This window comes from Leucobacter chironomi DSM 19883 (assembly GCF_000421845.1).
Classification (GTDB): domain Bacteria; phylum Actinomycetota; class Actinomycetes; order Actinomycetales; family Microbacteriaceae; genus Leucobacter; species Leucobacter chironomi.
Map to the genome: position 1 here is coordinate 205,539 of NZ_ATXU01000006.1, position 23,006 is coordinate 228,544.

Here is a 23,006-nt window from a genome sequence, read left to right on the forward strand (position 1 = left end):
GCGGATCCTTGATCGGGTGAGCCGCCGATCCGCATGCCGCTGACCCGCTGACCTTCAGGCCTGCACACCCTCAGCCGCTCAGCTCCTCACACCGCGAGCAGCCGCCGCAACTGCTCGCCCACCCGCTCGAACTCGATGAGGAACGCGTCGTGCCCGAACGGCGAGTCGATGCGCGTCGCCCGATCGCCGTCGAGGCTGCCGGGCGTGTGGCGGGCTATCTCGTCCTGCCCCTCGACGGTGAAGAGCCGATCGCTCGGGATCCCGAGCACCAGCGTGGGCAGCTCCAGCGTCGACAGCGCCGCCCGCACCCCGCCGCGCCCGCGCCCCACGTCGTGCGAGTTCATGGCCTGCACCAGCGTGACGTAGCTGCCGGCGTCGAAGCGGCGCGTGAACTTGTTGCCGTGGAAATCGAGGTAGCTCTCGACGGCGAAGCGGCCGCCGCCTCCGAGCGGGCTCACCGCCGACTGCCACGCCCGCCCGAAGCGGTCGTCGAGTTCGGTGTGGCTGCGGTAGTTCAGCAGTGCGAGCCGGCGCGCCGTCGCGAGACCGTGGTGCGGGCCGACGCCGTCGGGGGCGTCGTAGTAGTGGCCGCCGCGGTAGAACGGATCGGAGCGGATCGCCTCCAGCTGCACCAGGTTGAGGCCGATCTGATCCGCCGTCGTGACCGGGGGAGCGGCGATCACCGCCAGCCGCTCCGTGCGCTGCTGATGCGCAATGCCCCATTCCAGCGCGTGCATGCCGCCCATCGATCCACCGATCACGGCGACGAAACGCTCGATGCCGATCTCGTCGGCGAAGCTCGCCGCAGCCGCCACCTGATCGCGGATCGTGAGGTAAGGGAAGCGCCCGCCCCACTCCTGCCCATCGGGATCGAGGCTCGCCGGACCGGTCGAGCCCTGGCAGCCGCCCAGCACGTTCGGCGCGACGATGCAGTAGCGGCTCGTGTCGAGCGGACGGCCCGGACCCACGATCTCGCTCCACCAGCCGTCGGTCGGATGGCCGGGGCCGGCGGGGCCGAGCAGATGGCTGTCGCCGGTGAGCGCGTGGAAGACGAGGATCGCGTTGTCGCGCCGCTCGTTCAGCTCACCGAAGGTCTCATAGGCGATCCGCACGTTCGGGATCTCGGCGCCGGCTTCCGTGGTGAGCGCGCCGATGCTCGCGAACTCGCGCTCGCCCACGGGATCCCCGTCGCGCCAGCCGCCCGAGATCGGCGGCCGTCCCATCAGCGCCCGCAGCTGGGCGTCGGTGATGAAGTCGGTGGGGAACGAGTCCTCAGGGGTCTGCCAGTCCATAACTGACCATTCTGCCCGGGTCGGGCGCGGCACGGGCGAATGTTACGGGTGGAAGGGCTGCGGGTGACCTGCCGTCGATATGGGATCTGCCGCAGACATGCCCGATCCCGGTCCTGGCGCCATGCCTTCGGCAGATCCGATACGGATGGCAGCGAGAGAAGAAGCACGGGGCCGGCGATAGGGTGCTGAGGTGACCGCCGATCCATCCCGCCGCCTGCCATCGAGCCTGCTGGCGGTGGCCGCGATCTTCAGCGTGCAGTTCGGCAACGCCCTCGTGGGTTCGCTGTTCGCGCAGGTGGGGCCGCTCGGCGCCGCCGCGCTGCGGCTCGGTTTCGCGGCGCTCATCCTCATCGCCATCGTGCGACCCCGGGTGCGCGGCTGGACCCGGCGCACCTGGCTCGGCGTGGCGCTGCTCGGGATCGGGATGGCCGGCATGAACGTGTCCATCTACTTCGCCATCGCCGAGATCCCGCTCGGCCTCGCCGTGACGATCGAACTCATGGGGCCGCTCGCGGTCGCCGCCGCAGGCATCCGCCGGCCGGTGGACGCCGCCTGGGTGGTGCTGGCCGTGGGCGGCATCCTGTTGCTCGGCTTCGACGACACCGGGGCGGTGACGCTGCGTGGCGCCCTCTTCGCGGCGGTGGCGGCGGCGTTCTGGGCGCTCTACATCGTCGCATCGGCCCGGCTCAGCACACGGGTGCGCGGGATCGACGGCCTCGCCGCCGCCGTCGCGGTGGCGGCGCTCGTGGTCGTGCCCTTCGGCGCCGGGGATGCCGTGGCGGCCGTGCGGCACGACCCGACCCTGCTCGGGGCCTTCGCGATCCTCGCCCTCATGACGAGCGTGATCGCCTACGGCCTGGAGTTCCTCGCGCTCAAGCGCATGACGGCTCGCGTGTTCGGGGTGCTGTCGAGCCTCGGGCCCGCCGTCGCGGCCCTCGCCGGATTCGCGGTGCTGCACCAGCAGCTCGACCTGAGGCAGCTGCTCGCGATCCTGCTCGTCGTCGCGGCGAGCGCCGGTGTGGTGGCGACGTCGCGGGCGATCTGAGAAGGCTAGGGGTGACGAGCCGGGCCTGTCGGGTTCGGTATGCCCAGTTCGCCCTGTTCGGTTCGCCCTGCTCGGTTCGCCCTGCCGGGTGCGCCCCGCCGTCGATATGGGATCCGCCGTAAATATGACGAATTCCGGGCCTGGCGCCATATCTTCGGCAGATCCCATATCGACGGAAGAGGGGAACCAGGGAGGGAAGGGATAAGGAGGAGGCCGGGGGCGGAACCACACAAGAGGGGCCCGGGCCGAAGCCCGGGCCCCTCAGATGGGCGGCTACGCGCGCGCGTTCGCCTCGGCGACGATGCGGCGAGCGGCAGCGAAGCCCTGCTCGAGATCGGCCTTGATGTCGGCGATGTTCTCGAGGCCCACCGAGAGGCGCACGAGGCCGGGCGTGACGCCGGCGGTGAGCTGCTGCTCGGGGGTGAGCTGCGAGTGGGTGGTCGATGCGGGGTGGATCACCAGGCTGCGCACGTCCCCGATGTTCGCGACGTGGCTGAACAGCTCGAGGCTGTTGACGAACGCCTTGCCGGCCTCGACGCCGCCCTTCAGCTCGAAGGAGAGCACCGCGCCCACGCCCTTCGGCGCGTAGCGGTTGGCGAGCGCGTACCAGGGGCTCGACGGCAGGCCCGAGTACGAGACGGTGGCGACGTCGTCATGGTTGTCGAGCCACTCGGCGACCTCCTGCGCGTTCTGCACGTGGCGCTCGATGCGCAGCGACAGGGTCTCGATGCCCTGCAGCAGCAGCCAGGCGCTGTGGGGGGCGATCGCCGAGCCCAGGTCGCGCAGCAGCTGCACGCGCGCCTTGATGATGTAGGCGATGGGGTCGCCCACGGCGCCCGTGTAGCTCACGCCGTTGTAGGAGGGGTCGGGCTCGGTGAGTCCGGGGAAGCGGTCGGCGTGCTGCGACCAGGGGAAAGTGCCGCCGTCGACGATCACGCCGCCGAGGGTGGTGCCGTGGCCGCCGAGGAACTTCGTGGCCGAGTGCAGCACGATGTCGGCGCCGTGCTCGAAGGGACGCACGAGGTAGGGGCTCGCGACGGTGTTGTCGATGATGAGCGGCAGGCCGTTCTCGTGCGCGACGTCGGCGACGGCGCGGATGTCGAGGATCGCCGAGCGCGGGTTCGCGATGGACTCGGCGAAGAACAGCTTCGTGTTGGGGCGCACCGCGCGCTGCCAGGCGGCGGGGTCGTCCTGATCCTCGACGAAGGTCACCTCGATGCCGAGCTTCGCGAGCGAGTACTTGAACAGGTTGTAGGTGCCGCCGTAGATCGAGCTCGACGAGACGATGTGGTCGCCCGCGTTCGCGATGTTCAGCACCGCGAAGGTCGACGCGGCCTGGCCGCTCGCGAGCAGCAGCGCGGCGGTGCCGCCCTCGAGCGCTGCGACGCGCTCCTCGGCGACCGCCTGGGTCGGGTTGGTGATGCGGGTGTAGATCGGGCCGAGCTCGGCGAGCGCGAAGCGGTTCGCGGCCTGCTCGGTGTTCTCGAACACGAAGGACGTGGTCTGGTGGATCGGCAGCGCACGCGCGCCGGTCTCGTCGGGCTGCTGGCCCGCGTGGATCTGCTTGGTCTCGAAACCCCAGCTCTGCTCGGTCATGGATGCTCCTCGGTGAGTTCGGTACGTGTGGGTGTGTACGGCGACGGTTCGCTCGGATGGGCGATGGTGATGAGACTACGAAGCGCACCTGAGAAGGGCAACGGTGCGAGACACGCTGCGTAACGTAGTGCGGGGATCGGCCGGCGCTTCGCCGGGCGGGTGTCGCCGGGGTCGGCGGTGCCGGCCCGAGGGTGCGCCGCCGGGAAATAGGATGGGGGCCGAACCGGAGGAGGGGAGCGGCGATGCTGCGGAGAGTGGTGGTGACGGGCGCGAGCTCTGGGATCGGGGCTGCGACCGTGCGCCGCTTCGCGGAGCTCGGCTGGGAGACGGTCGCGGTGGCGCGCCGCGAGGATCGGCTGCGAGCGCTCGCCGCCGAGACGGGCGCCCACCCCGTCGTGTGCGATGTCACCGACGAAGCGCAGGTGGCGCGTCTCGCCGCCGAGGTCGCCGAGACGGGCGGTGCGACGGGTCTGGTGAACAACGCGGGCGGCGCGCTCGGCACCGAGTCGGTGGAGCAGTCGTCGAACGACGACTGGCGCCGCATGTTCGAGGTGAACGTCATCGGTCTCAGAACGGTCACCGCGGCTCTGCTGCCGGTGCTGCGCGACGGCGCTCGGAGCACCGGCTGGGCGTCGATCCTCAACCTCACCTCGACTGCGGGCCACGACGCCTACCCGGGCGGCGGCGGGTACAACGCCGCGAAGTACGCGGCGCACGCCGTCACGAACGTGCTGCGGCTCGAACTGGCCGGCGAGCCGATTCGCGTCATGGAGCTGGCCCCGGGCCTGGTGCACACCGAGGAGTTCACGCTCAACCGTCTGCGCGGTGACGCCGCCGCAGCGGCGAAGCCCTACGTCGACGTGGAGCCGCTGCAGGCCGAGGACGTGGCACGGGTGCTCGTGGGCGCGTTCGAGCAGCCGCCGCACGTCAACCAGGATCTGATCGTGCTGCGCCCCGTCGCGCAGTCGAGCGTGTTCCACACGCACCGGGGAGCGCTCGCCCCGAAGGGGGAGTGAGCGCGATGGCGATGACGCTGGCCGAACTCGCCGAGCACGGGCACGTCGCACCCGACTGGGCCGAGGCGCTCGCGCCGATGGGCGACCGCCTCGCCGAGCTCGGCCGCTTCCTCAACGCGGAGCGCGCCGCGGGGCAGCGGGTGCTGCCGGCTGGGGAGCGGATCCTCGCGGCCTTCCAGCGCCCACTCGCCGATGTGCGGGTGCTGATCGTGGGGCAGGATCCCTATCCCACGCCGGGCCACCCCATCGGGCTCTCCTTCGCGACCGCCCCCGAGGTGCGCCCGATCCCGCGCAGCCTGCAGAACATCTACCGCGAGCTCCAGGATGATCTCGGCGTGCCTCCCGCCGCCCACGGCGATCTCACGGCGTGGGCCGACCACGGCGTGATGCTGCTCAATCGGGTGCTCACCGTGCGCGCGGGGACGCCGGCCTCCCACCGCGGGAAGGGCTGGGAGGCATTCACGGAGCACGCGATCCGCACCCTCGTGGATCGCGGCGGCCCGCTCGTCGCGATCCTCTGGGGCAACGACGCTCGCTCGCTCGGGCCGATGCTGGGGTCGGTGCCGCGGATCGAGAGCCCGCACCCGTCGCCGCTGTCGGCCTCGCGCGGGTTCTTCGGATCGCGCCCCTTCAGCCGCGCGAACGAGGCCCTGGCGGCTCAGGGCGCCGACCCGGTCGACTGGCGGCTCGCCTGACCGCACGGTCCGGTACTCGGGAATCGTGTAGAATCGATGGCTGTACTTCGGCGAGGGGCGCGCACGCGCCCGTGATCGACGCGGTGGAGCCTCTTGCGGGCCCTTCTGACGCGCCACACGGCGAGACATATCGACCAGGCGGGCCGACCGCCTCAGTTGGGCGCAAGCCCGCAAGGAGAACATCATGAGCGAGAAGAACCAGCTCGTCGCGAACGTGCGCGACAACTTCGGCAAGGGCGCGGCCCGCAAGCTGCGCGCCGCCGGCCAGACCCCCGCCGTCGTCTACGGCCACGGCACCGATCCCGTGCACGTCTCGGTCGAGACCCACCCGCTGAGCCTCATCGTGCGTCACGCCAACGCCATCATCGAGCTCGACATCGACGGCCGCAGCGAGCTCGTGCTCGTCAAGGACGTGCAGAAGGATCCGGTGCGCCAGATCATCGAGCACATCGACCTGCTCGTCGTGAAGCAGGGCGAGACCGTCGAGGTCGAGGTGCCCGTGCACGTCACCGGCGAGTCCTTCTCGGGCACCAACGCGCTGCAGGAGCTCAACACCCTGCGCCTCAGCGTTCCCGCGACCTCGATCCCCGAGAACGTCGAGGTGAGCGTCGAGGGCCTCGAGGAGGGCACCCAGATCCTCGCCGGCGCGATCGCGCTGCCCGAGGGCGCTGCGCTGCTCGACCCCGAGGACCAGCTGGTCGTGCACGTCGTCGCTCCGCGCGGCGCCGCGGGCGACGACGCGGCCGAAGAGGCTGCCGCGGAGTAACCCTCCGATACCGATGGCCCGTCGGGTCGGCGATGCGTCGCCGCCCGGCGGGCCGTTCGTCTCTCAGGGCGAATGTCGGTGGTCTCTGCGATCATCGTGAGCGAGGAGAGACTGATGTTCTGGCAGAAGCGAAGAAAAGAGGATCGCGTGTCCGATGACAGCTGGCTGATCGTCGGCCTCGGCAACCCCGGGCCGAAGTACGAGGCCACCCGGCACAACGTCGGGCAGATGGCCCTCGACGTGCTGGCCGAGCGCATCGGCGGCCGATTCTCACCGCACCGCACCGGTTCGCGCGTGGCCGAGGGCCGGGTGCGGCCGGGCGGGCCGAAGCTGATCCTCGCGAAGTCGAACGGCTACATGAACACCTCGGGCGGCCCAGTGTCGGGGCTCGCCAAGTACTACGGCGTGCCCGCAGAGCGCATCGTGGTCATCCACGACGAACTCGACGTGCCCTTCGACGCCATCAAGCTGAAGCAGGGCGGCGGCCACGGCGGCCACAACGGCCTGCGCGACATCGCGAAGGCGCTCGGCACCCCCGAGTTCCTGCGGGTGCGGGTCGGCATCGGCCGCCCGCCCGGCCAGCAGGACGCCGCAGACTTCGTGCTGCGCCCCTTCGCCTCCACCGAGCGGTCGGCGCTCGCCGTGCTGCTCGAAGACGCCGCCGACGCCGCAGAGGCCCTCGTCGACGAGGGCCTGATCGCCGCGCAGCAGCGCTTCCACGGGGGGGCCGTCAAGTGACGCTGCGGGGCATCGACCGGCTGCTCGAGGCATCGCCCTCGTTCTCCCGCGCGCTGGAGGTCGCCGACGGCGCGGTCGCGAGCGACGCCGACTTCTCGGTCGCCGAGGGGCTGCGGGCTCCGCTCATCGCGGGGCTGCTGCGGCGGCGGCGCGAGGCCGGCGACCGCGGTGCGCTGCTCGTGATCGCGGCGACGAGCCGCGAGGCCGACGCGTTGCGCTCGTCCCTCGCCTCGCTCGTACCCGAGGCCGTGACCGCCGAGTTCCCGGCGTGGGAGACCCTGCCGCACGAGCGGCTGAGCCCGAGCGCCGAGACCGTCGGCCGTCGCGCCGCGGCGCTGCGGCTGCTGCGCGAGCACACCGGAGCGCAGCCGCTCGTCATGGTGGCCTCGGTGCGGGCCGCGCTGCAGCCGGTGTCGCCGCACGCGGCCCGGGCCGAACCGCTCGTGCTGCGCGCGGGCGCGGTGCCGCTCGGCGCCGCGTCGACCGCGGCGGGGCACGCGGGGGGCGCGCTCGACCTCGTCGCGCGCGAGCTGGTGCTGCGCGCGTACACCCGGGTCGACATGGTCACCCGGCGCGGCGAGTTCGCGGTGCGCGGCGGCATCCTCGACGTCTTCCCGCCCACCGCCGAGCAGGCGCTGCGCGTCGACTTCTTCGGCGACGAGGTCGATCAGATCCGCCGCTTCGCGGTCTCCGATCAGCGCAGCGCGGGCGATCCGCTCCCCGAGCTGGAGCTGTGGCCCGCCCGCGAGCTGCTGCTCACCGATGAGGTCCGCGAGCGCGCGGCCCAGCTGCTGCCGCGCTTCCCCGCCCTCTCCTCGCTGCTCGAGAAGATGAGCCAGGGCATGCCCGTCGAGGGCATGGAGAGCCTGCTGCCGCAGCTCGTGCCCGGCATCGCACCGCTCACGGCGCTGCTGCCGGCGGGCGGCGCGGTGCTCGTCGCGTCGCCCGAGCGGGTCGCCAGCCGCGCGGTGAGCCTCGCCGAGACCAACCGCGAGTTCCTCGAAGCCGCATGGAGCGCCGCCACGGCCGGCGCCGACGCGCCCGTGCCCACCGACGACAGCGGCATGCTCTCGGTCTCCGAACTGCGCGCTGCGTCGCACGGCCGCCCCTGGTGGACCATCTCGACCTTCGTCGCGGGCGATGACGACCCGGCGGGCGCCTCGGGCGATGGCTCGGCGGCAGGGTCCGGCTCGGCTGCCGGATCCGCTTCGGCCGACGGTTCGGCCGTGGGCGATGCCGCGGTCAGCGCACCGCAGGCCGGCAGCGTCACCGCCTTCGACGACGCCGAACCCGACCGCATCAACGTCGCCGGCGGTCCGTTCCCGCGGCCCGCCGCGGGGGCCGACGCCACGAGCACCGCGATCCGCCTGTTCTCGGACCGGTTGCGCGACGGCTGGCACGTGGTCGTCACCGCGCAGGGCATCGGGCTCGTCGAGCGCGCCCGCGACGTGCTGGTCGAGGCGGGCGCCGCCGCCCGCATGGTCGACGAACTGCCCGAGCGCCTCGAAGCGGGGGTCGTGTACCTCGTCGCAGGCACCGCGTGGTCGGGCTTCGCGAGCGACGAGGCCAAGCTGCTGCTCGCGAGCGAGGCCGAGTTCTTCGGCCGCTCGGTGAGCGCGCAGGCGGCATCCGGGCAGAAGCTCGCGCGCCGCCGCGGCAAGAACGTCGTCGACCCGCTCAAGCTCGTGGCCGGCGACTACGTGGTGCACGAGACGCACGGCATCGGCCGCTTCGTCGAGCTCACGCAGCGCATGGTGCCCACGGGCATCGGCCGCGACGCGACCAAGGCGCTGCGCGAGTACCTCGTGCTCGAATACGCCTCGACCAAGCGCGGCATGCCCAAAGACAAGCTCTACGTGCCCACCGACCAGCTCGACCAGCTGTCGCGCTACGTCGGCGGCGAGGCGCCGCCGCTCTCGAAGATGGGCGGCAGCGACTGGGCCACCGCGAAGAAGAAGGCGCGCAAGGCGGTGCGCGACATCGCCGTCGAACTGGTGAAGCTCTACTCGGCGCGCGTCGCATCGAAGGGCCACGCCTTCTCGCCCGACACCCCCTGGCAGCACGAGCTGGAGGAAGCGTTCCCCTACGCCGAGACCCTCGACCAGCTCACCACCATCGACGAGGTGAAGCGCGACATGGAGCGCTCCATCCCGATGGACCGCCTGATCGCGGGCGACGTGGGCTTCGGCAAGACCGAGGTGGCGGTGCGGGCGGCGTTCAAGGCCGTGCAAGACGGCAAGCAGGTCGCCATGCTCGTGCCGACGACGCTGCTCGCCGAGCAGCACCTCGAAACCTTCCAGAACCGCTTCGCCGGCTTCCCCGTGCGGTTGCGCGCGCTCAGCCGGTTCCAGACCGACAAGGAGTCGAAAGACACTATCGACGGGCTCGCCGCGGGCACCGTCGACGTGGTCATCGGCACCCACCGTCTGCTCTCCGACAACGTGCTCTACAAAGACCTGGGCCTCCTCATCATCGACGAGGAGCAGCGCTTCGGCGTCGAGCACAAGGACACGCTGAAGAAGCTCAAGACCAACGTCGACATCCTCGCGATGAGCGCGACGCCCATCCCGCGCACGCTCGAAATGGCGGTGACCGGCATCCGCGAGATGTCGACCCTCGCCACCCCGCCCGAGGACCGCCACCCCATCCTCACCTTCGTGGGCGCCCGCAGCGACAAGCAGATCACCGCCGCGATCCGCCGCGAGCTGCTGCGCGAGGGCCAGGTGTTCTTCGTGCACAACCGCGTCTCGTCGATCAGCCGGGTCGCCGCGCAGATCTCCGAACTCGTGCCCGAGGCGCGCGTCGCCGTCGCGCACGGCAAACTCAGCGAGCACCAGCTCGAACAGGTGGTGCAAGACTTCTGGGAGCGCAAGTTCGACGTGCTCGTCTCGACCACCATCATCGAGACCGGCCTCGACATCGCGAACGCCAACACCATCATCATCGACGCGGCCGACAAGTACGGCCTGAGCCAGCTGCACCAGCTGCGCGGGCGCGTGGGGCGCAGCCGCGAGCGGGCCTACGCCTATTTCCTCTACGACCCCGACAAGCCGCTCACCGAAACGGCGCACGAGCGCCTCGAGACGCTCGCCACCAACAACGAGCTCGGTTCGGGCATGCAGGTCGCCCTCAAAGACCTCGAACTGCGCGGCGCCGGCAACCTGCTCGGCGGCGAGCAGTCAGGGCACATCGCGGGCGTCGGCTTCGACCTCTACCTGCGCATGATCGGCGAGGCCGTCAGCACCTTCAAGGGCGAGGAGTCGACCGGGCCCGTCGAACTGGTGCTCGAACTCCCCGTCGATGCGCACATCCCCGAGGAATACGTCGAGAGCGAGCGTCTGCGACTCGAGGCCTACCAGAAGTTCTCGGCCGCCTCCCACCCGCAGACGCCCGAGGACCACGTCGCCCTCGTGCTCGAAGAGCTCACCGACCGCTACGGCGAACCGCCCGCCGAGGTGCAGCGCCTCGCCGCAGTCTCGGCGCTGCGACGCCGCGCGGCGAAGCTCGGCCTCTCGAAGGTCGTCGCCGCGGGCCCCGCGCTGCGCATCGAGCCCGTCAAGCTGCTCGACTCGCGCCGCATGCGCATGAACCGCATGTACCCGGGTTCGCGCTTCACCGAGGCGACGGGCGCGCTGCAGATCCCGCTGCCCGGCGGCACCGCGCTGTCGCGCAGCCCGCTCGCGGGCGTCGGGCAGCGCAACGTCGGCGACGAGGGCGACATCGTGGCCTGGACCGGGCGCGTGCTCGCGACGCTGCTCGAGGAGGATCCCGCGTCGTGAGCGCTGCGCGCTGCGCTCCGCGCTGCAGTGGGAGTCGCAGCTCGGGCAGTGGATCGCAGTTCAGACGGAGGTTCTGGGCGAATACCTCCGCCTGAGCTGCGATCCACTGCCCGAGCTGTGATCTGGGCCATTCGGCGAGCGAGCGCTGGCGTCAGTAGGCTGGATGGCATGGATCAGGACGCAGACGTCGACCAGACCGCCCCGCACCCCGCCGCGGATGCCGGAGGCACGTCTGCTGCACCCGACGCGGGGACCGTTGCACCCGACGCGGAGACCATTGCCCGCGACGCGGAGGCCGTGGCGGCAGCGATGCAGACGGTGCGTACGATGGTGCGACCGGGCGGCTGCGCCTGGCACGGCGTGCAGACGCACGAGACGTTGACCCCGTTCCTCGTCGAGGAGACCGCAGAGTTCATCGACGCGGTGGAGCGGCAGCTGCCCGCCGACGAGGTGCGCTCGGAGCTGGGCGACGTGCTCTACCAGGTGCTCTTCCACGCTGCCATCGCGGAGCGCGACGGCGAGGGCTACGATCTCGCGAGCGTCGCGGGCGCGCTCGATGCGAAGCTGATCGCCCGGCACCCGCACGTGTTCGGCGACCGCGGCGAGATGACGGTCGAGGAGCTGCACGCCGAGTGGGAGCGGCTGAAGGAGGATGCTGCGGGGGAGGAACGCGGATCGCGCGGCCCCCTCGACGGCATCCCGGCGGGCATGCCCACGCTCGCCCGCGCGGCGAAGGTGGTCGAACGCTTGAAGCGGGCCCGGCTCGTCGATCCGAGCGCGGGGGAGAGCCACCCCGACGACCCCCTCGCCACAGCGATCGGGCCCGACGAGCAGCGCATGGCCGAGAACGGGATCGGCGACGCGATGCTCGCGCTCGTCGTGCGGGCGAACGCCGCGGGCGTCGATCCGGATCGCGCGCTGCGGCTCGCGATCGACCGCTTCACCGCACGCGTCACCCACGGGGAGTGAGCGGCGCTCAGGAGGACGGATCGCCCCACACCGCTCGCCGCACCGCGGGTTCGGTCCGCGGCGGGAAACGACCACTTGTGTGACCCCGACGTGCGGAGGGGTGCCGCAGGGCGAGCGGCGCGGCGGCGCGCGGTATGGCCGGGGCGCGCGACGGGGCGGCGGCGTGGAAGAATAGGGGACCATGGCAGCACCCGTGAACCCGCCGCGCGGCATGCGCGATTTCCTCCCCGCAGACAAGGCGCGCCGTGAGCACGCGCTCGGCGTCATCAAGGGCGTCTACCGCGCCCACGGGTTCGACGAGATCGAGACCCCCGTGGTCGAGGACTATGCGCGCCTGCACGCCGGGCTCGGCGGCGACAACGAGAAGCTCAGCTTCTCGATCCTGAAGCGCGGCATCCGCCCCGAGGCGCTCGCCGCAGCCAGCGACGCCGGCAACGCCGAGCAGCTTGCCGACCTCGGTCTGCGCTTCGATCTCACCGTGCCGCTCACCCGGTTCTACGCGAGCCACCGCGCCGAGCTGCCGCCCGTCTTCCGCGCCATCCAGATCGCCCCGGTGTGGCGCGCCGAGCGTCCGCAGAAGGGCCGCTACCGGCAGTTCGTGCAGGCCGACATCGACATCATCGGCGAGGCCGGCCTGCTCGCCGAGATCGAGCTGATCACCGCCACCTCGCAGGCGCTCGCGGCGCTCGGGCTCGAGGGATGCGTGATCCGCGTCAACGACCGTCGCATCCTCTTCGGTCTGCTCGAGCACTGCGGCTTCGCCGCCGACACCCACGACCGCGCCCTCATCACGATCGACAAGCTCGACAAGATCGGCGCCGCGGGCGTCGTCGAGGAGCTGCGCGACATCGACGGCGCGGCTGGTGAGCGGATCGGGGCCGTGCTCGCCGCGGTCGAGCCCGCCCTCGCGGGGGAGGGGATCGCCCTCACGCGATCCGCTATCGAAGCCGCGCTGCCCGGCGCCGCCGAGAACCCCGGCGCCGCAGCCGGCATCGAGAGCCTCGCCGAACTGGGCGCGGCTCTCGACGGGGCGCTGCCCAGTGGGGTCGCGCTGCGCTTCGACCCCACCCTGGTGCGCGGCATGGGCTACTACACCGGCACGATCTTCGAGGTTGCGCATCCCGGTTCGGGCAGCTCGGTCGGCGGCGGCGGCCGCTACGACGGCATGGTGGGGCGCTTCCTGGGGCAGGACGTGCCCGCGGTCGGCTTCTCGATCGGATTCGAGCGGGTGGTGGATCTCATCTCGCTGCCCGGCTCGGCCGGCCCTGAATCGGTCGCGCTCGTCTACGACGCCGAGGTGCCCTTCGCCGAGCTGCTCGCGATCAAGCGGGAGCTCGTGGATCGCGGTCACCGCGTGCGGCTCGAGAAGCGTCAGAAGAACATGAAGACCCTGCTCGCGCGCGTCGCAGAGGAGGGCTTCACGAGCTTCGCGAACGTGCGGGCCGGGGCCACGGCCGACACCATCGAGTTCCGCGCGCTCGCCGACTGAGCGGGGCGTGCCGCCGCAGCGCCCGCGACGCGGATCCGGGCTGCTTCGCAGCGAGCGGGGCTGGGGCTGCCGCTACACTGGAACCGCGGTGCGAACAGCGCCGCTGACCCCCGCAACAACACTCCGAAGGAGCGCATGGTGGCATTTATCGACGCGGTGATCGCCCGCGAGATTCTCGATTCGCGTGGCAACCCGACCGTTGAGGTCGAGGTCGGCCTCACCGACGATTCCGTGGGGCGCGCAGCCGTGCCCTCGGGTGCGTCGACCGGCGCCTTCGAGGCGTACGAACTGCGCGACGGCGACAAGGATCGCTACCTTGGCAAGGGCGTGACCAAGGCCGTCGACGCCGTGTTCGACGAGCTCGCCCCCGCCATCGAGGGCTTCGCCGCCGACGATCAGCGCATCATCGACGCCGTGCTCAAGGAGGTCGACGGCACCGACAACAAGTCGCGCGTCGGCGCGAACTCGATCCTCGGCGTCAGCCTCGCCGTGGCCCACGCCGCGGCCGCCTCGGCCGAGCTGCCCCTCTACCGCTACCTCGGCGGGCCGACCGCGAACACCCTGCCGGTGCCGCTCATGAACATCATCAACGGCGGCGCGCACGCCGATACCGGCGTCGACATCCAGGAGTTCATGGCCGTGCCGCTCGGCGCCGAGACCTTCTCGGAGGGCCTGCGCTGGGGCGTCGAGGTCTACCACGCGCTCAAGGCGCTGCTCAAGGAGCAGGGCCTCACCACCGCCCTCGGCGATGAGGGCGGCTTCGCCCCCGACCTGCCCCACAACTCGGCCGCACTCGATCTGATCGTCGAGGCCATCAAGCGCGCCGGCCTCGAGCCGGGCCGCGACGTGGCCGTGGCGCTCGACGTCGCCTCGTCCGAGTTCCACGAGAACGGCGTCTACACCTTCGAAGGCCAGCAGCGCACCGCAGCCGAGATGACGGCCTACTACGCCGACCTGCTCGACCGCTACCCGCTCGTCTCGATCGAGGATCCGCTCGACGAGAGCGACTGGGAGGGCTGGGCGCACATCACCGCCGAGATCGGCGATCGCGTGCAGCTCGTGGGCGACGACCTCTTCGTCACCAACCCCGCGCGCCTCGCCGAGGGCATCGAGAAGGGCGTCGCCAACTCGCTGCTCGTGAAGGTCAACCAGATCGGCACCCTCACCGAGACCTTCGACGCGGTGCAGCTCGCGCAGCGCTCCGGCTACACCGCCGTGATGTCGCACCGCTCGGGCGAGACCGAGGATGTCACCATCGCCGACCTCGCCGTCGCCACCAACTGCGGCCAGATCAAGACCGGTGCGCCCGCGCGCTCCGACCGCGTCGCGAAGTACAACCAGCTGCTGCGCATCGAGGAGGAGCTCGGCGGCGCCGCGGCCTACGCCGGTAGCGCCGCCTTCCCGCGCTTCACGGCGTAACTGCAGCACGCGAACGCGAACGGCAGCACGGTGAAACGCTGGGTGGAGGATCTCGGGGCCTGGGCCTCGAGCCTCCGCTTCAGCGGGTTCACCGTGCTCGTCGTGGTGCTGCTCGCGGCCGGCGCCGTGATCGTGAGCCCCAGCCTCTCCACCTACGTGCAGCAGCGGCGCGAGATCTCCGAGCTGCGCGAGAGCGTGCGGCTGCATCAGGAGGCGGTCAACGAGATCGACGCCGAGCGGGTGAAATGGAAGGATCCCGTCTACGTGCGATCCCAGGCGCGCGACAGGCTCTTCTACGTGATGCCGGGCGAGACCCAGCTGGGCGTGGTCGATGACATCGTGCTGCCGGCGGAGTCCGACGACGAGACCAGCCCCGAGCTGTCCCGCCTCGAGAGCGACTGGGTGCGCGGGATCGCGGTGTCCTTCCTGACCGCGGGCACGACCGCAGCCCCGCCAGACGAACTCGCGGGAACCCAACCCGCACCCGACCCCGACCCCACCGCCGAGGAGCCCCAGCCATGAGCCGCCCACCGTACACCGAGCCCACCGCCGCCGACATCGACGCCGTGAGCGAGCAGCTCGGACGCGAGGCGCGCGGCGTCGTGGGGATCGCCGCTCGGGCCGCCGACGGCAGTCCGACCGTCGTCGCGACCGCGCCGCGGCTGCCCGACGGCTCGCCGTTCCCCACCTTCTACTACCTGTGCCACCCGGAGGCGGTCGCCGCGGCGTCCCGGCTCGAGGCCGCCGGCGTGATGAACGAGTTCAACGAACTGCTCGCCGAGGACGAGGAGGTGCGCGCCCAGTACGCCCGCGCGCACGAGCAGTACATCGAGGATCGCGACAGCGTGGGGGAGGTGCCCGAGCTCGCCGGTGTGAGCGCGGGCGGTATGCCCACGCGCGTGAAGTGCCTGCACGCCCTCATCGGCCACGCGCTGGCTGCCGGGCCCGGCGTCAACCCCATCGGCGACCTTGCGCTGGCTCGCAGCGGCTGGGACGGGTACGCGAGCGCGTAGCCTCGGGCCGCGATCGGCCCGCCGGCCGGAGAAACTGCAGGCGATCCGCCCGGATGCCGACGAATAGCGGCATGTTCTGCGGAATGCCCGCCGAAACAGCAGTGACCGCTCTCATGAAGCTGTAGTATGGGACCTCGGGTACGACGTGCCCGGTTTTTCTGTGCCCGCGATCCGGGCATTCACGCTCACTGCATCAAGGAGACCGCTTCGTGGCGAAGAAGATTCTGATCGTTGGTGGTGGCTACGCCGGCTTCTACACCGCATGGAAGCTCGAGAAGCTGCTCCGTGCGGGCGAGGCCGAGGTCACGATCGTCGATCCGCTGCCCTACATGGCTTACCTGCCCTTCCTCCCCGAGGTCGCCGCGGGTTCGATCGAGCCGCGTCACGCGGTCGTGGCCCGCCGTCGGCACCTCACCAGCACGCACAACATCGCGGGCAAGGTGACGGGCATCTCGCACGCCACCAAGACCGCGACGGTGACCCCGAACGAGGGCGAGGCCTTCGACTTCGCGTACGACCACATCGTCGTCACCACCGGCTCCGTCTCGCGCACCTTCCCCATCGCGGGCATCGCCGAGAACGCCATCGGCATGAAGACCATCGAAGAGGCCGTCGCCGTGCGCGACCGCCTCGTCGGCAACTTCGAGCGCGCGGCATCGCTGCCCGCCGGCTCGCCCGAGCGCGCCCGCCTGCTCACCGTCACCGTCGTCGGCGGCGGCTTCGCCGGCATCGAGACGATCTCCGAGCTGCGCTCCTTCGCGACGGCGCTGCTGCGCCGCTACCCCGAGATCTCGTTCGAGGAGACCAAGTTCCACCTCGTCGAGGCCATGGGCCGCATTATGCCCGAGGTCACCGAGAAGCTCGCCGACTGGGTCGTCAAGGATCAGACCCGCCGCGGCGTCGACATCCACCTCGACACGCAGCTCTCCTCGGCTGTCGACGGCAACATCGAGCTGTCGACCGGCGAGAAGTTCGAGTCCGACCTGATCGTCTGGACCGCCGGCGTCATGCCCCGTCCCTTCCTGCGCGGCACCGACCTGCCGATCGGCCCCCGCGGCCACGTCATCGGCAGCCCCGAGCTGCGCATCACCACCGAAGAGGGCGAAGCGCTCGAGGGCGCCTGGACCGCGGGCGACACCTCGCAGACCCCCGATATCTCGGCGACCCCCGGCCCCGGCGGCTTCTGCGTGCCCAACGCGCAGCACGCCGTGCGCCAGGGCCGTCTGCTCGCCAAGAACATCGTCGCCGATCTGCGCGGCGAGGGCGTGCGCCAGTACAACCACAAGAACATGGGTGCCGTCGCCGGCCTCGGCGTGAACACGGGCGTCTTCCGCTCGGGCGGCAGCTTCGCGATGAAGGGCTACTTCGCGTGGCTCGCGCACCGCTTCTACCACGGCCTCGCGATCCCCACGTGGGAGCGCAAGTGGCGCGTATTCGGCGGCTGGGTCGGGCACTTCTTCCTGGGCCGCGACATCGTCAACATCGAGGCAGTGCAGCAGCCCCGCGCGATCTTCGAGGAGTTCGCCTCGCGCCCCAAGCCGAAGACCGACTAACACCTCCGCGGCGCCCCGAGCGCCTCACCCCGAGAGCCCCGCAGCGTTTCGCCGCGGGGCTCTCGGCGTATGCGCGAGCTGCGGGTGCTGGTGCAGGTGCTCGTGCTCGTGAGCATGCTGCTCGGGTGACCTCAATGGGGTGAGGCCTAATGCTCCCCGGCTTGTGAGCCGGGCACCTCCGGCGGAGAAACGCTGACGCGTTTCTCCCTAAGCCTCCGGCGCATGCTTCGAGAGGAACTCGTACATCGCGGTGTCGTCGACACCGGGGAAGGTGCCCGTCGGCAGCGGCGAGAGCACGTGCTGGTGCATGCGGGCGCTCGGCCAGGCCTTGCCCTCCCAGCGGCTCAGCAGCTCAGGGGCCGCGGTGCGGCAGCAGGCCTCGTCGGGGCAGGTGGACACCCGCCGCTCCATCGTGTCGCGGCCCCGGAACCACTTCGCGTCGTCGAACGCCACACCGCAGGCGATTGCGAACGGGCCCTGCTCGGCGTCGCCCGTCTGCACGCTCGACCAGAACGTGCCCGCGGGGGTGTCGGTGTACTGGTAGAACTCGCTCGTGCGGTTGGTGCGGTGGAACGCGGTGCGGCCGCCCCACTTGTGGCAGAGCATTTCGCCCTCGATCGAGCCGGAGGCATCGCTCGGGAACGGCAGCTCGTCGTTCTCGTAGCCGCGCACCAGCACGCCCTCGCCGTCGGCGCGGTAGTGATGCACCCGCAGTTCGAGGTGCCGGGTCGCGAGGTTCGTGAAGCGGTGCGCGGCGGCCTCGTGGGTGACGCCGAAGGCGTCGCGCAGATCCTCGATCGCCAGGTTGCGATTGCGCTTCGCCTGCTGCAGGAAGTCGACCGCCCGCGCCTCCGGCATCAGGCAGGCCGCCGCGAAGTAGTTGATCTGCAGCCGCTGCTCCAAGAACTGGGCGTAGCTCGCCGGCTCGGCGTGGCCGAGCACGCGGTGGGCCATGGCCTGCAGTGCGAGCGAGCGCAGGCCGTGCCCGCCGGGGATCGAGGCCGGCGGGAGGTAGATGCGCCCGTTCTCGAGGTCGGTGATGCTGCGCGTGTTCGAGGGCAGATCGTCGACGAAGATGAGGGTGAAGCCGAGCATCTCGGCCAGCATCGCCACCGTGCGGTGGGTGACGGCCCCCGTGGTGTGGCCGACGCGGCGCATGAGGTCGGAGGCGATGAGCTCGATCTCGTGGAGGTAGTTGTCGCGCTCGCGCATCTGGAGGCGGATCGCGGTGTTCGCGCGCCGCGCCTCCTCGGAGGTCGCGGCCGCGGCTCGGGATCGCCGGGTCAGCTCCCGGTGCAGGCCGACGAGCGATTCGAGCGCGTCGTCGCCGAGGGTGCGGGGCGTGCGTACGTGGGGGAGGCCGAGGCGCACGTAGGCGGGAGTGCTCTGCGCGCGTTCGAGTTCGATCTCGAGGGCACTGCGGTGATCCGGAGCCTCGCGGCGCAGCAGCTCCGAGGGGTCGATCCCGAGTTCGCGCGCGATGCCCTGCAGCAGGCCGAGTCTTGGCTCGCGGCGCCCGTTCTCGATGTGGGAGAGCTGGCTCGCGACCACGCCGACCCGCTCGCCCAGCTGTTCGAGGGTGAGGCCCGCTCGGGTGCGGAAGAAGCGCAGTCGTTTGCCGAGGAGCAGACGGTCGAGTTCAGATTCGCCCTGGGCCGGTGTTGCATCGGGTGCCATTCTTTGACTATATGTCAAGAATCTTGAAAATTTACAGCTTGTTTGGTGAATGGGGGATGAACGGGCTACCGAGAATGGAGATGTCACCGATTCTTCACCGACGATGTGCGAACCCGAGGAGAACGAAGGTATGAGCGCCACCCAGATCATCGAGGCCGAGACCGCAACCGCGATCACCGACCTCGTGCGTGCGAATGCGACCACCGCCAACGAGGAGGTGCTGAACTGGGTGACCGAGGTCGCCGAGCTGACGAAGCCCGCCGAGGTGGTCTGGTGCGACGGCTCCCAGGACGAGTGGAACCGCATCACCTCCGAGATGGTCGAGGCCGGATCCCTGATCCCGCTCAACAAGGATCTCCGCCCCGGCAGCTTCCTCGCCCGTTCACACCCCGCCGACGTCGCCCGCGTCGAGGATCGCACCTTCATCTGCTCCGAGAAGGAGGAGGACGCCGGCCCCACGAACAACTGGGTCGCCCCCGCCGAGATGAAGGCCGAGCTCATGCCGCTCTTCGACGGCGCCATGCGCGGCCGCACCATGTACGTGGTGCCCTTCTCGATGGGCCCCGTCGGCGGCGCCATCACCCAGCTCGGCATCGAGATCACCGACTCGCCCTACGCCGTGCTCAACATGCGCATCATGACCCGCATGGGGCAGCCCGCCCTCGACGGCATCACCCCGGGCAGCGAGTGGGTGCGCACCGTGCACTCGGTCGGCGCCCCCCTCGACGAGGGCCAGGACGACGTCGCGTGGCCCTGCAGCGACACCAAGTACATCACCCACTTCCCCGAGACCCTCGAGGTCTGGTCGTACGGTTCGGGCTACGGCGGCAACGCGCTGCTCTCGAAGAAGTGCTTCGCGCTGCGCATCGCCTCGGTGATGGGCCGCAACGAGGGCTGGCTCGCCGAGCACATGCTGCTGCTCAAGCTCACGAACGTCGGCACAGGCAAGGCCTACCACCTCTCCGCCGCCTTCCCGTCTGCCTGCGGCAAGACCAACCTCGCGATGCTGCAGCCCACGATCCCGGGCTGGAAGGTCGAGACCATCGGCGACGACATCGCCTGGCTGCGCCCCGGCAAGGACGGCCGCCTCTACGCGATCAACCCCGAGGCCGGCTTTTTCGGCGTCGCCCCCGGCACCGGCGAGTCGACCAACCCCGTCGCGATGGAGACCCTCTGGGGCAACACCATCTTCACCAACGTCGCGCTGACCGACGACGGCGACGTGTGGTGGGAGGGCAAGACCGACCAGGTGCCCGCGCACCTCACCGACTGGCAGGGCAACGACTGGACGCCCGACGCCGACCGCCCCGCCGCGCACCCCAACTCGCGCTTCACCGTGCCGATCCAGCAGACCCCGTCGCTCGCCGCCGACTGGTACGAGCAGGACGGCGTGCCGCTCGACGCGATCCTCTTCGGCGGCCGCCGCGCCACCAATGTGCCCCTGGTCGCCCAGTCGCTCTCCTGGGAGCACGGCGTGTTCGTGGGCGCGACGGTGTCGTCCGAGAAGACCGCGGCCCAGGAGGGCACCGTGGGCGAGCTGCGCCGAGATCCCTTCGCGATGCTGCCCTTCTGCGGCTACAACATGGCCGACTACTGGGGCCACTGGCTCGAGATGGGGGAGAGCCTCGGCGACAAGGCGCCCAAGGTGTTCCAGGTGAACTGGTTCCGCAAGGGCGCCGATGGCCGCTTCCTGTGGCCCGGCTTCGGCGACAACTCGCGCGTGATCGACTGGATCATCCGCAGCGTCGAGGGCGAGGTCTCGGGCCGCGAGACCGCGATCGGCACCGTGCCCGCCGACGGCGAGCTCAACCTCGACGGCATCGAGGTGCCCGCCGAGGATCTCGCCGAGCTGTTCTCGATCGACCCCGAGTCGTGGCTCGCGGAGGCCGACCTCACCGAGGAGTTCTTCGCCCGGTTCGGCGATCGCGTGCCGGCCGCCCTGCGCGACCAGCTCGCGCAGCTGCGCCAGCGCCTCACCGCGTAGGCGCTCGGCTCGGCCCGTGCGCCGATCCGCCGCCCTGGGATCTGTCCCAGGGGCGACATAGACCGTAAGCCCCGTCGTTCTGCCCAACGGCGGGGCTTACTCTTTCTCGCGGGTCGCGGATCGCGGATCGTAGATCCTGCTGCCGCCGCTAGGGTGAGTCTGACAACGGAGGGGGATCCTGTTGGAGATTTTGGGTAGTATCCTCAATTTTAGGTGTGCAGTGGGCCTTTAGTGAAGGTTTGTGGCCGACGCCAGCGGGCCTCTTCGGTGAGAAGTTCTGAGGTTCTTGGGCGATGGTCGAGATAGTCGCGCCCCGCTACCGGGCTGAGCGGTAGGGGTCTGAGATTCCGGATGTGTTCGGGCCGTCGACGACGGTGTCGGCCTGGCAACACCATTTGACTGGGGATGGCAGCTTGGTGTCTATCGACTGGATGTATCCATAGAGAAACGATAGCCCGCGACCACGGGGCGGAGCCTTGGTCTTCTTGCGACCTTTCACCCGGTCTGCTGGCGGCAGTAGCTGCTATCCCCTACCCGTCGCAGATACTGCGGTTACCTATACCCGTTCTGCAAGTGGCTTGTTCGTGATGGAGCCACAGAAGCCCAGAAGAGAGCCGTATGCCGCGGATCTTACGGACAGGAATCGTGACAGTCAATCGTCGGGGCACTCCCTGAACTCCCTTCACCCCCCCTTACATTCGGGAGGAGTAAGTGGAAGCAGGGCTCGAAAGTGGCGAGTCGACTGGCTTGTTAAGGAAGGGATACGATCATGTGCACAGGGTTGAGCTTCACGACGGCCGATCACTATTTCGGGAGGAATCTCGATCTGGAGTTCTCGTACAACGAGACTGTAACCGTCACTCCGCGGAACTTTCCATTCCCGTTCCACCGGTTGCCATCGCTGCCGACGCACCATGCGATCATCGGGATCGCGACGATCGCGAACGATTATCCGCTCTACTATGACGCCGTCAACGAGAAGGGTCTCGGCATGGCCGGCCTCAACTTCCCGGACAATGCGCACTTCCCGGAGCCTGGGTCGGGACACACTGAGGTCACGCCTTTCGAATTCATCCCGTGGGTCCTCGGTCAGTTCGAGACCGTGGCGCAGGTGAAGGACGCCCTGCGTTCGGTGAGTCTCGTCGACATCAACTTCAGCCCGGAGTTCCCGCTGTCGCCGCTGCACTGGATCATCGCGGACAAGACGGCGTCGATCACCGTGGAGAGCGTGCATGACGGTCTCAAGGTGTATGACAACCCGTGGGGCGTGCTCACGAACAACCCCACATTCGACATTCAGAGCTTCCGGCTCAATGACTTCCAGCATCTGTCAAAGCGGCAGCCAGAGAATACGTTCGCTCCGGGTATGTCAATGGACCTGTACAGCCGTGGCATGGGCGGGATCGGGCTGCCGGGCGATCTGTCATCGGCGTCGCGGTTCGTGAAAGCCGTATTTACGCGGATGCACTCGGTGTGTGGCACCTCGGAGTCGGAGTCGATCAGCCAGTTCTTCCAGATCCTCGGCTCGGTCGCTCAGCAGCGTGGCTGTGTGCAGGTTGGCGACGAGGAGAAATATGAGATCACGATCTACTCCTCCTGCGCCAATACTGCGACTGGCGTGTACTACTACACGACCTACGAGAACAGCCAGGTCACTGCCGTCGACATGCACAAGGAAGATCTCGACGGGACCGAACTCGCGGCGTATCCGCTCGTGAAGGGCCAGCAGATTGCAATGCAGAACTCGTAATGAGACGCACTTGGCGAATCGAGAACAGTTTCCTGGCATCGGTGACTGTTACAAGCAAGTTGAACCTAAACGCTCTGTCAAGCGAGTCCCGCTGAGGCTCACAGGCCCGAACTGCCCCAGCGTGTGACGGCACGAGGGCCTCGTCCAACGAACGACGCCGAGGTTGTTGGCGTGCGTGGGGAGCTTTCTCCACCGCACAAGGTGACCGAAGCGAGAACCGACGCC

General features: G+C 69.9%; 17 protein-coding genes. 14 read left to right on the forward strand and 3 right to left on the reverse strand.

Annotated elements, in window-relative coordinates; translation table 11 throughout:
- Positions 1-86: 86 nt before the first annotated feature.
- Complete coding sequence (gene metX, locus H629_RS0108610; RefSeq protein ID WP_024356871.1) at positions 87-1,292, reverse strand: homoserine O-acetyltransferase MetX; 1,206 nt, start codon at positions 1,290-1,292, stop codon at positions 87-89.
- 190 nt (positions 1,293-1,482) lie between these two features.
- Between metX and H629_RS0108615 the strand changes: the two genes are divergently transcribed.
- Complete coding sequence (locus tag H629_RS0108615) at positions 1,483-2,337, forward strand: EamA family transporter (protein ID WP_024356872.1); 855 nt, start codon at positions 1,483-1,485, stop codon at positions 2,335-2,337.
- Positions 2,338-2,610: 273 nt separating this feature from the next.
- Here H629_RS0108615 and H629_RS0108620 read toward each other — a convergent pair whose 3' ends face one another.
- Positions 2,611-3,933 carry a bifunctional o-acetylhomoserine/o-acetylserine sulfhydrylase gene (locus H629_RS0108620; RefSeq protein WP_024356873.1) on the reverse strand — a complete coding sequence of 441 codons (1,323 nt, stop codon included), beginning with the start codon at positions 3,931-3,933 and terminating at the stop codon, positions 2,611-2,613.
- A gap of 242 nt (positions 3,934-4,175) precedes the next feature.
- Between H629_RS0108620 and H629_RS0108625 the strand changes: the two genes are divergently transcribed.
- The 11 genes from H629_RS0108625 to H629_RS0108675 all read left to right on the forward strand — a co-directional run bounded on the left by H629_RS0108625 (position 4,176) and on the right by H629_RS0108675 (position 17,370).
- Positions 4,176-4,949, forward strand: coding sequence for an SDR family NAD(P)-dependent oxidoreductase (locus H629_RS0108625; protein WP_024356874.1), 774 nt, complete (start codon positions 4,176-4,178; stop codon positions 4,947-4,949).
- A gap of 5 nt (positions 4,950-4,954) precedes the next feature.
- Positions 4,955-5,644 carry a uracil-DNA glycosylase gene (locus tag H629_RS0108630; protein ID WP_024356875.1) on the forward strand — a complete coding sequence of 230 codons (690 nt, stop codon included), beginning with the start codon at positions 4,955-4,957 and terminating at the stop codon, positions 5,642-5,644.
- Positions 5,645-5,828: 184 nt separating this feature from the next.
- On the forward strand, positions 5,829-6,410 hold the full coding sequence (locus tag H629_RS0108635) for a 50S ribosomal protein L25/general stress protein Ctc (protein WP_024356876.1): 582 nt from the start codon (positions 5,829-5,831) through the stop codon (positions 6,408-6,410).
- A gap of 114 nt (positions 6,411-6,524) precedes the next feature.
- Complete coding sequence (pth, locus tag H629_RS0108640) at positions 6,525-7,148, forward strand: aminoacyl-tRNA hydrolase (RefSeq protein WP_051137857.1); 624 nt, start codon at positions 6,525-6,527, stop codon at positions 7,146-7,148.
- On the forward strand, positions 7,145-10,927 hold the full coding sequence (gene mfd, locus H629_RS0108645; protein ID WP_024356878.1) for a transcription-repair coupling factor: 3,783 nt from the start codon (positions 7,145-7,147) through the stop codon (positions 10,925-10,927). The genes pth and mfd overlap by 4 nt, the downstream gene beginning before the upstream one ends.
- Before the next feature lie 168 nt (positions 10,928-11,095).
- Positions 11,096-11,896 carry a MazG nucleotide pyrophosphohydrolase domain-containing protein gene (locus H629_RS0108650; protein WP_024356879.1) on the forward strand — a complete coding sequence of 267 codons (801 nt, stop codon included), beginning with the start codon at positions 11,096-11,098 and terminating at the stop codon, positions 11,894-11,896.
- Between the two features lie 181 nt (positions 11,897-12,077).
- On the forward strand, positions 12,078-13,385 hold the full coding sequence (gene hisS, locus H629_RS0108655) for a histidine--tRNA ligase (RefSeq protein WP_024356880.1): 1,308 nt from the start codon (positions 12,078-12,080) through the stop codon (positions 13,383-13,385).
- Positions 13,386-13,523: 138 nt separating this feature from the next.
- Positions 13,524-14,804, forward strand: a complete 1,281-nt coding sequence (eno, locus tag H629_RS0108660; protein WP_024356881.1) for a phosphopyruvate hydratase — start codon at positions 13,524-13,526, stop codon at positions 14,802-14,804.
- A 30-nt stretch (positions 14,805-14,834) separates the two neighbouring features.
- Positions 14,835-15,326 carry an FtsB family cell division protein gene (locus tag H629_RS0108665; RefSeq protein ID WP_024356882.1) on the forward strand — a complete coding sequence of 164 codons (492 nt, stop codon included), beginning with the start codon at positions 14,835-14,837 and terminating at the stop codon, positions 15,324-15,326.
- Positions 15,323-15,817 (forward strand): DUF501 domain-containing protein, encoded by a 495-nt coding sequence (locus H629_RS0108670; RefSeq protein WP_024356883.1) that lies wholly within the window; start codon positions 15,323-15,325, stop codon positions 15,815-15,817. The genes H629_RS0108665 and H629_RS0108670 overlap by 4 nt, the downstream gene beginning before the upstream one ends.
- Before the next feature lie 209 nt (positions 15,818-16,026).
- Positions 16,027-17,370, forward strand: a complete 1,344-nt coding sequence (locus H629_RS0108675) for an NAD(P)/FAD-dependent oxidoreductase (RefSeq protein ID WP_024356884.1) — start codon at positions 16,027-16,029, stop codon at positions 17,368-17,370.
- Between the two features lie 207 nt (positions 17,371-17,577).
- On the opposite strand, the gene H629_RS0108680 is transcribed toward H629_RS0108675, so the two are convergent.
- The gene (locus H629_RS0108680) at positions 17,578-19,047 is read right to left on the reverse strand and encodes a helix-turn-helix domain-containing protein (protein WP_024356885.1); all 1,470 of its coding nucleotides are present in this window, start codon (positions 19,045-19,047) and stop codon (positions 17,578-17,580) included.
- Between the two features lie 130 nt (positions 19,048-19,177).
- Here H629_RS0108680 and H629_RS0108685 point away from each other — a divergent pair, with 130 nt between their 5' ends.
- Together H629_RS0108685 and bsh are read left to right on the forward strand one after the other, a co-directional pair.
- Positions 19,178-21,031: a phosphoenolpyruvate carboxykinase (GTP) gene (locus H629_RS0108685; protein ID WP_024356886.1), complete on the forward strand. Its 1,854-nt coding sequence runs from the start codon at positions 19,178-19,180 to the stop codon at positions 21,029-21,031.
- 781 nt (positions 21,032-21,812) lie between these two features.
- Positions 21,813-22,781, forward strand: coding sequence for a choloylglycine hydrolase (gene bsh, locus H629_RS0108690; protein WP_276202539.1), 969 nt, complete (start codon positions 21,813-21,815; stop codon positions 22,779-22,781).
- Positions 22,782-23,006 lie beyond the last annotated feature (225 nt).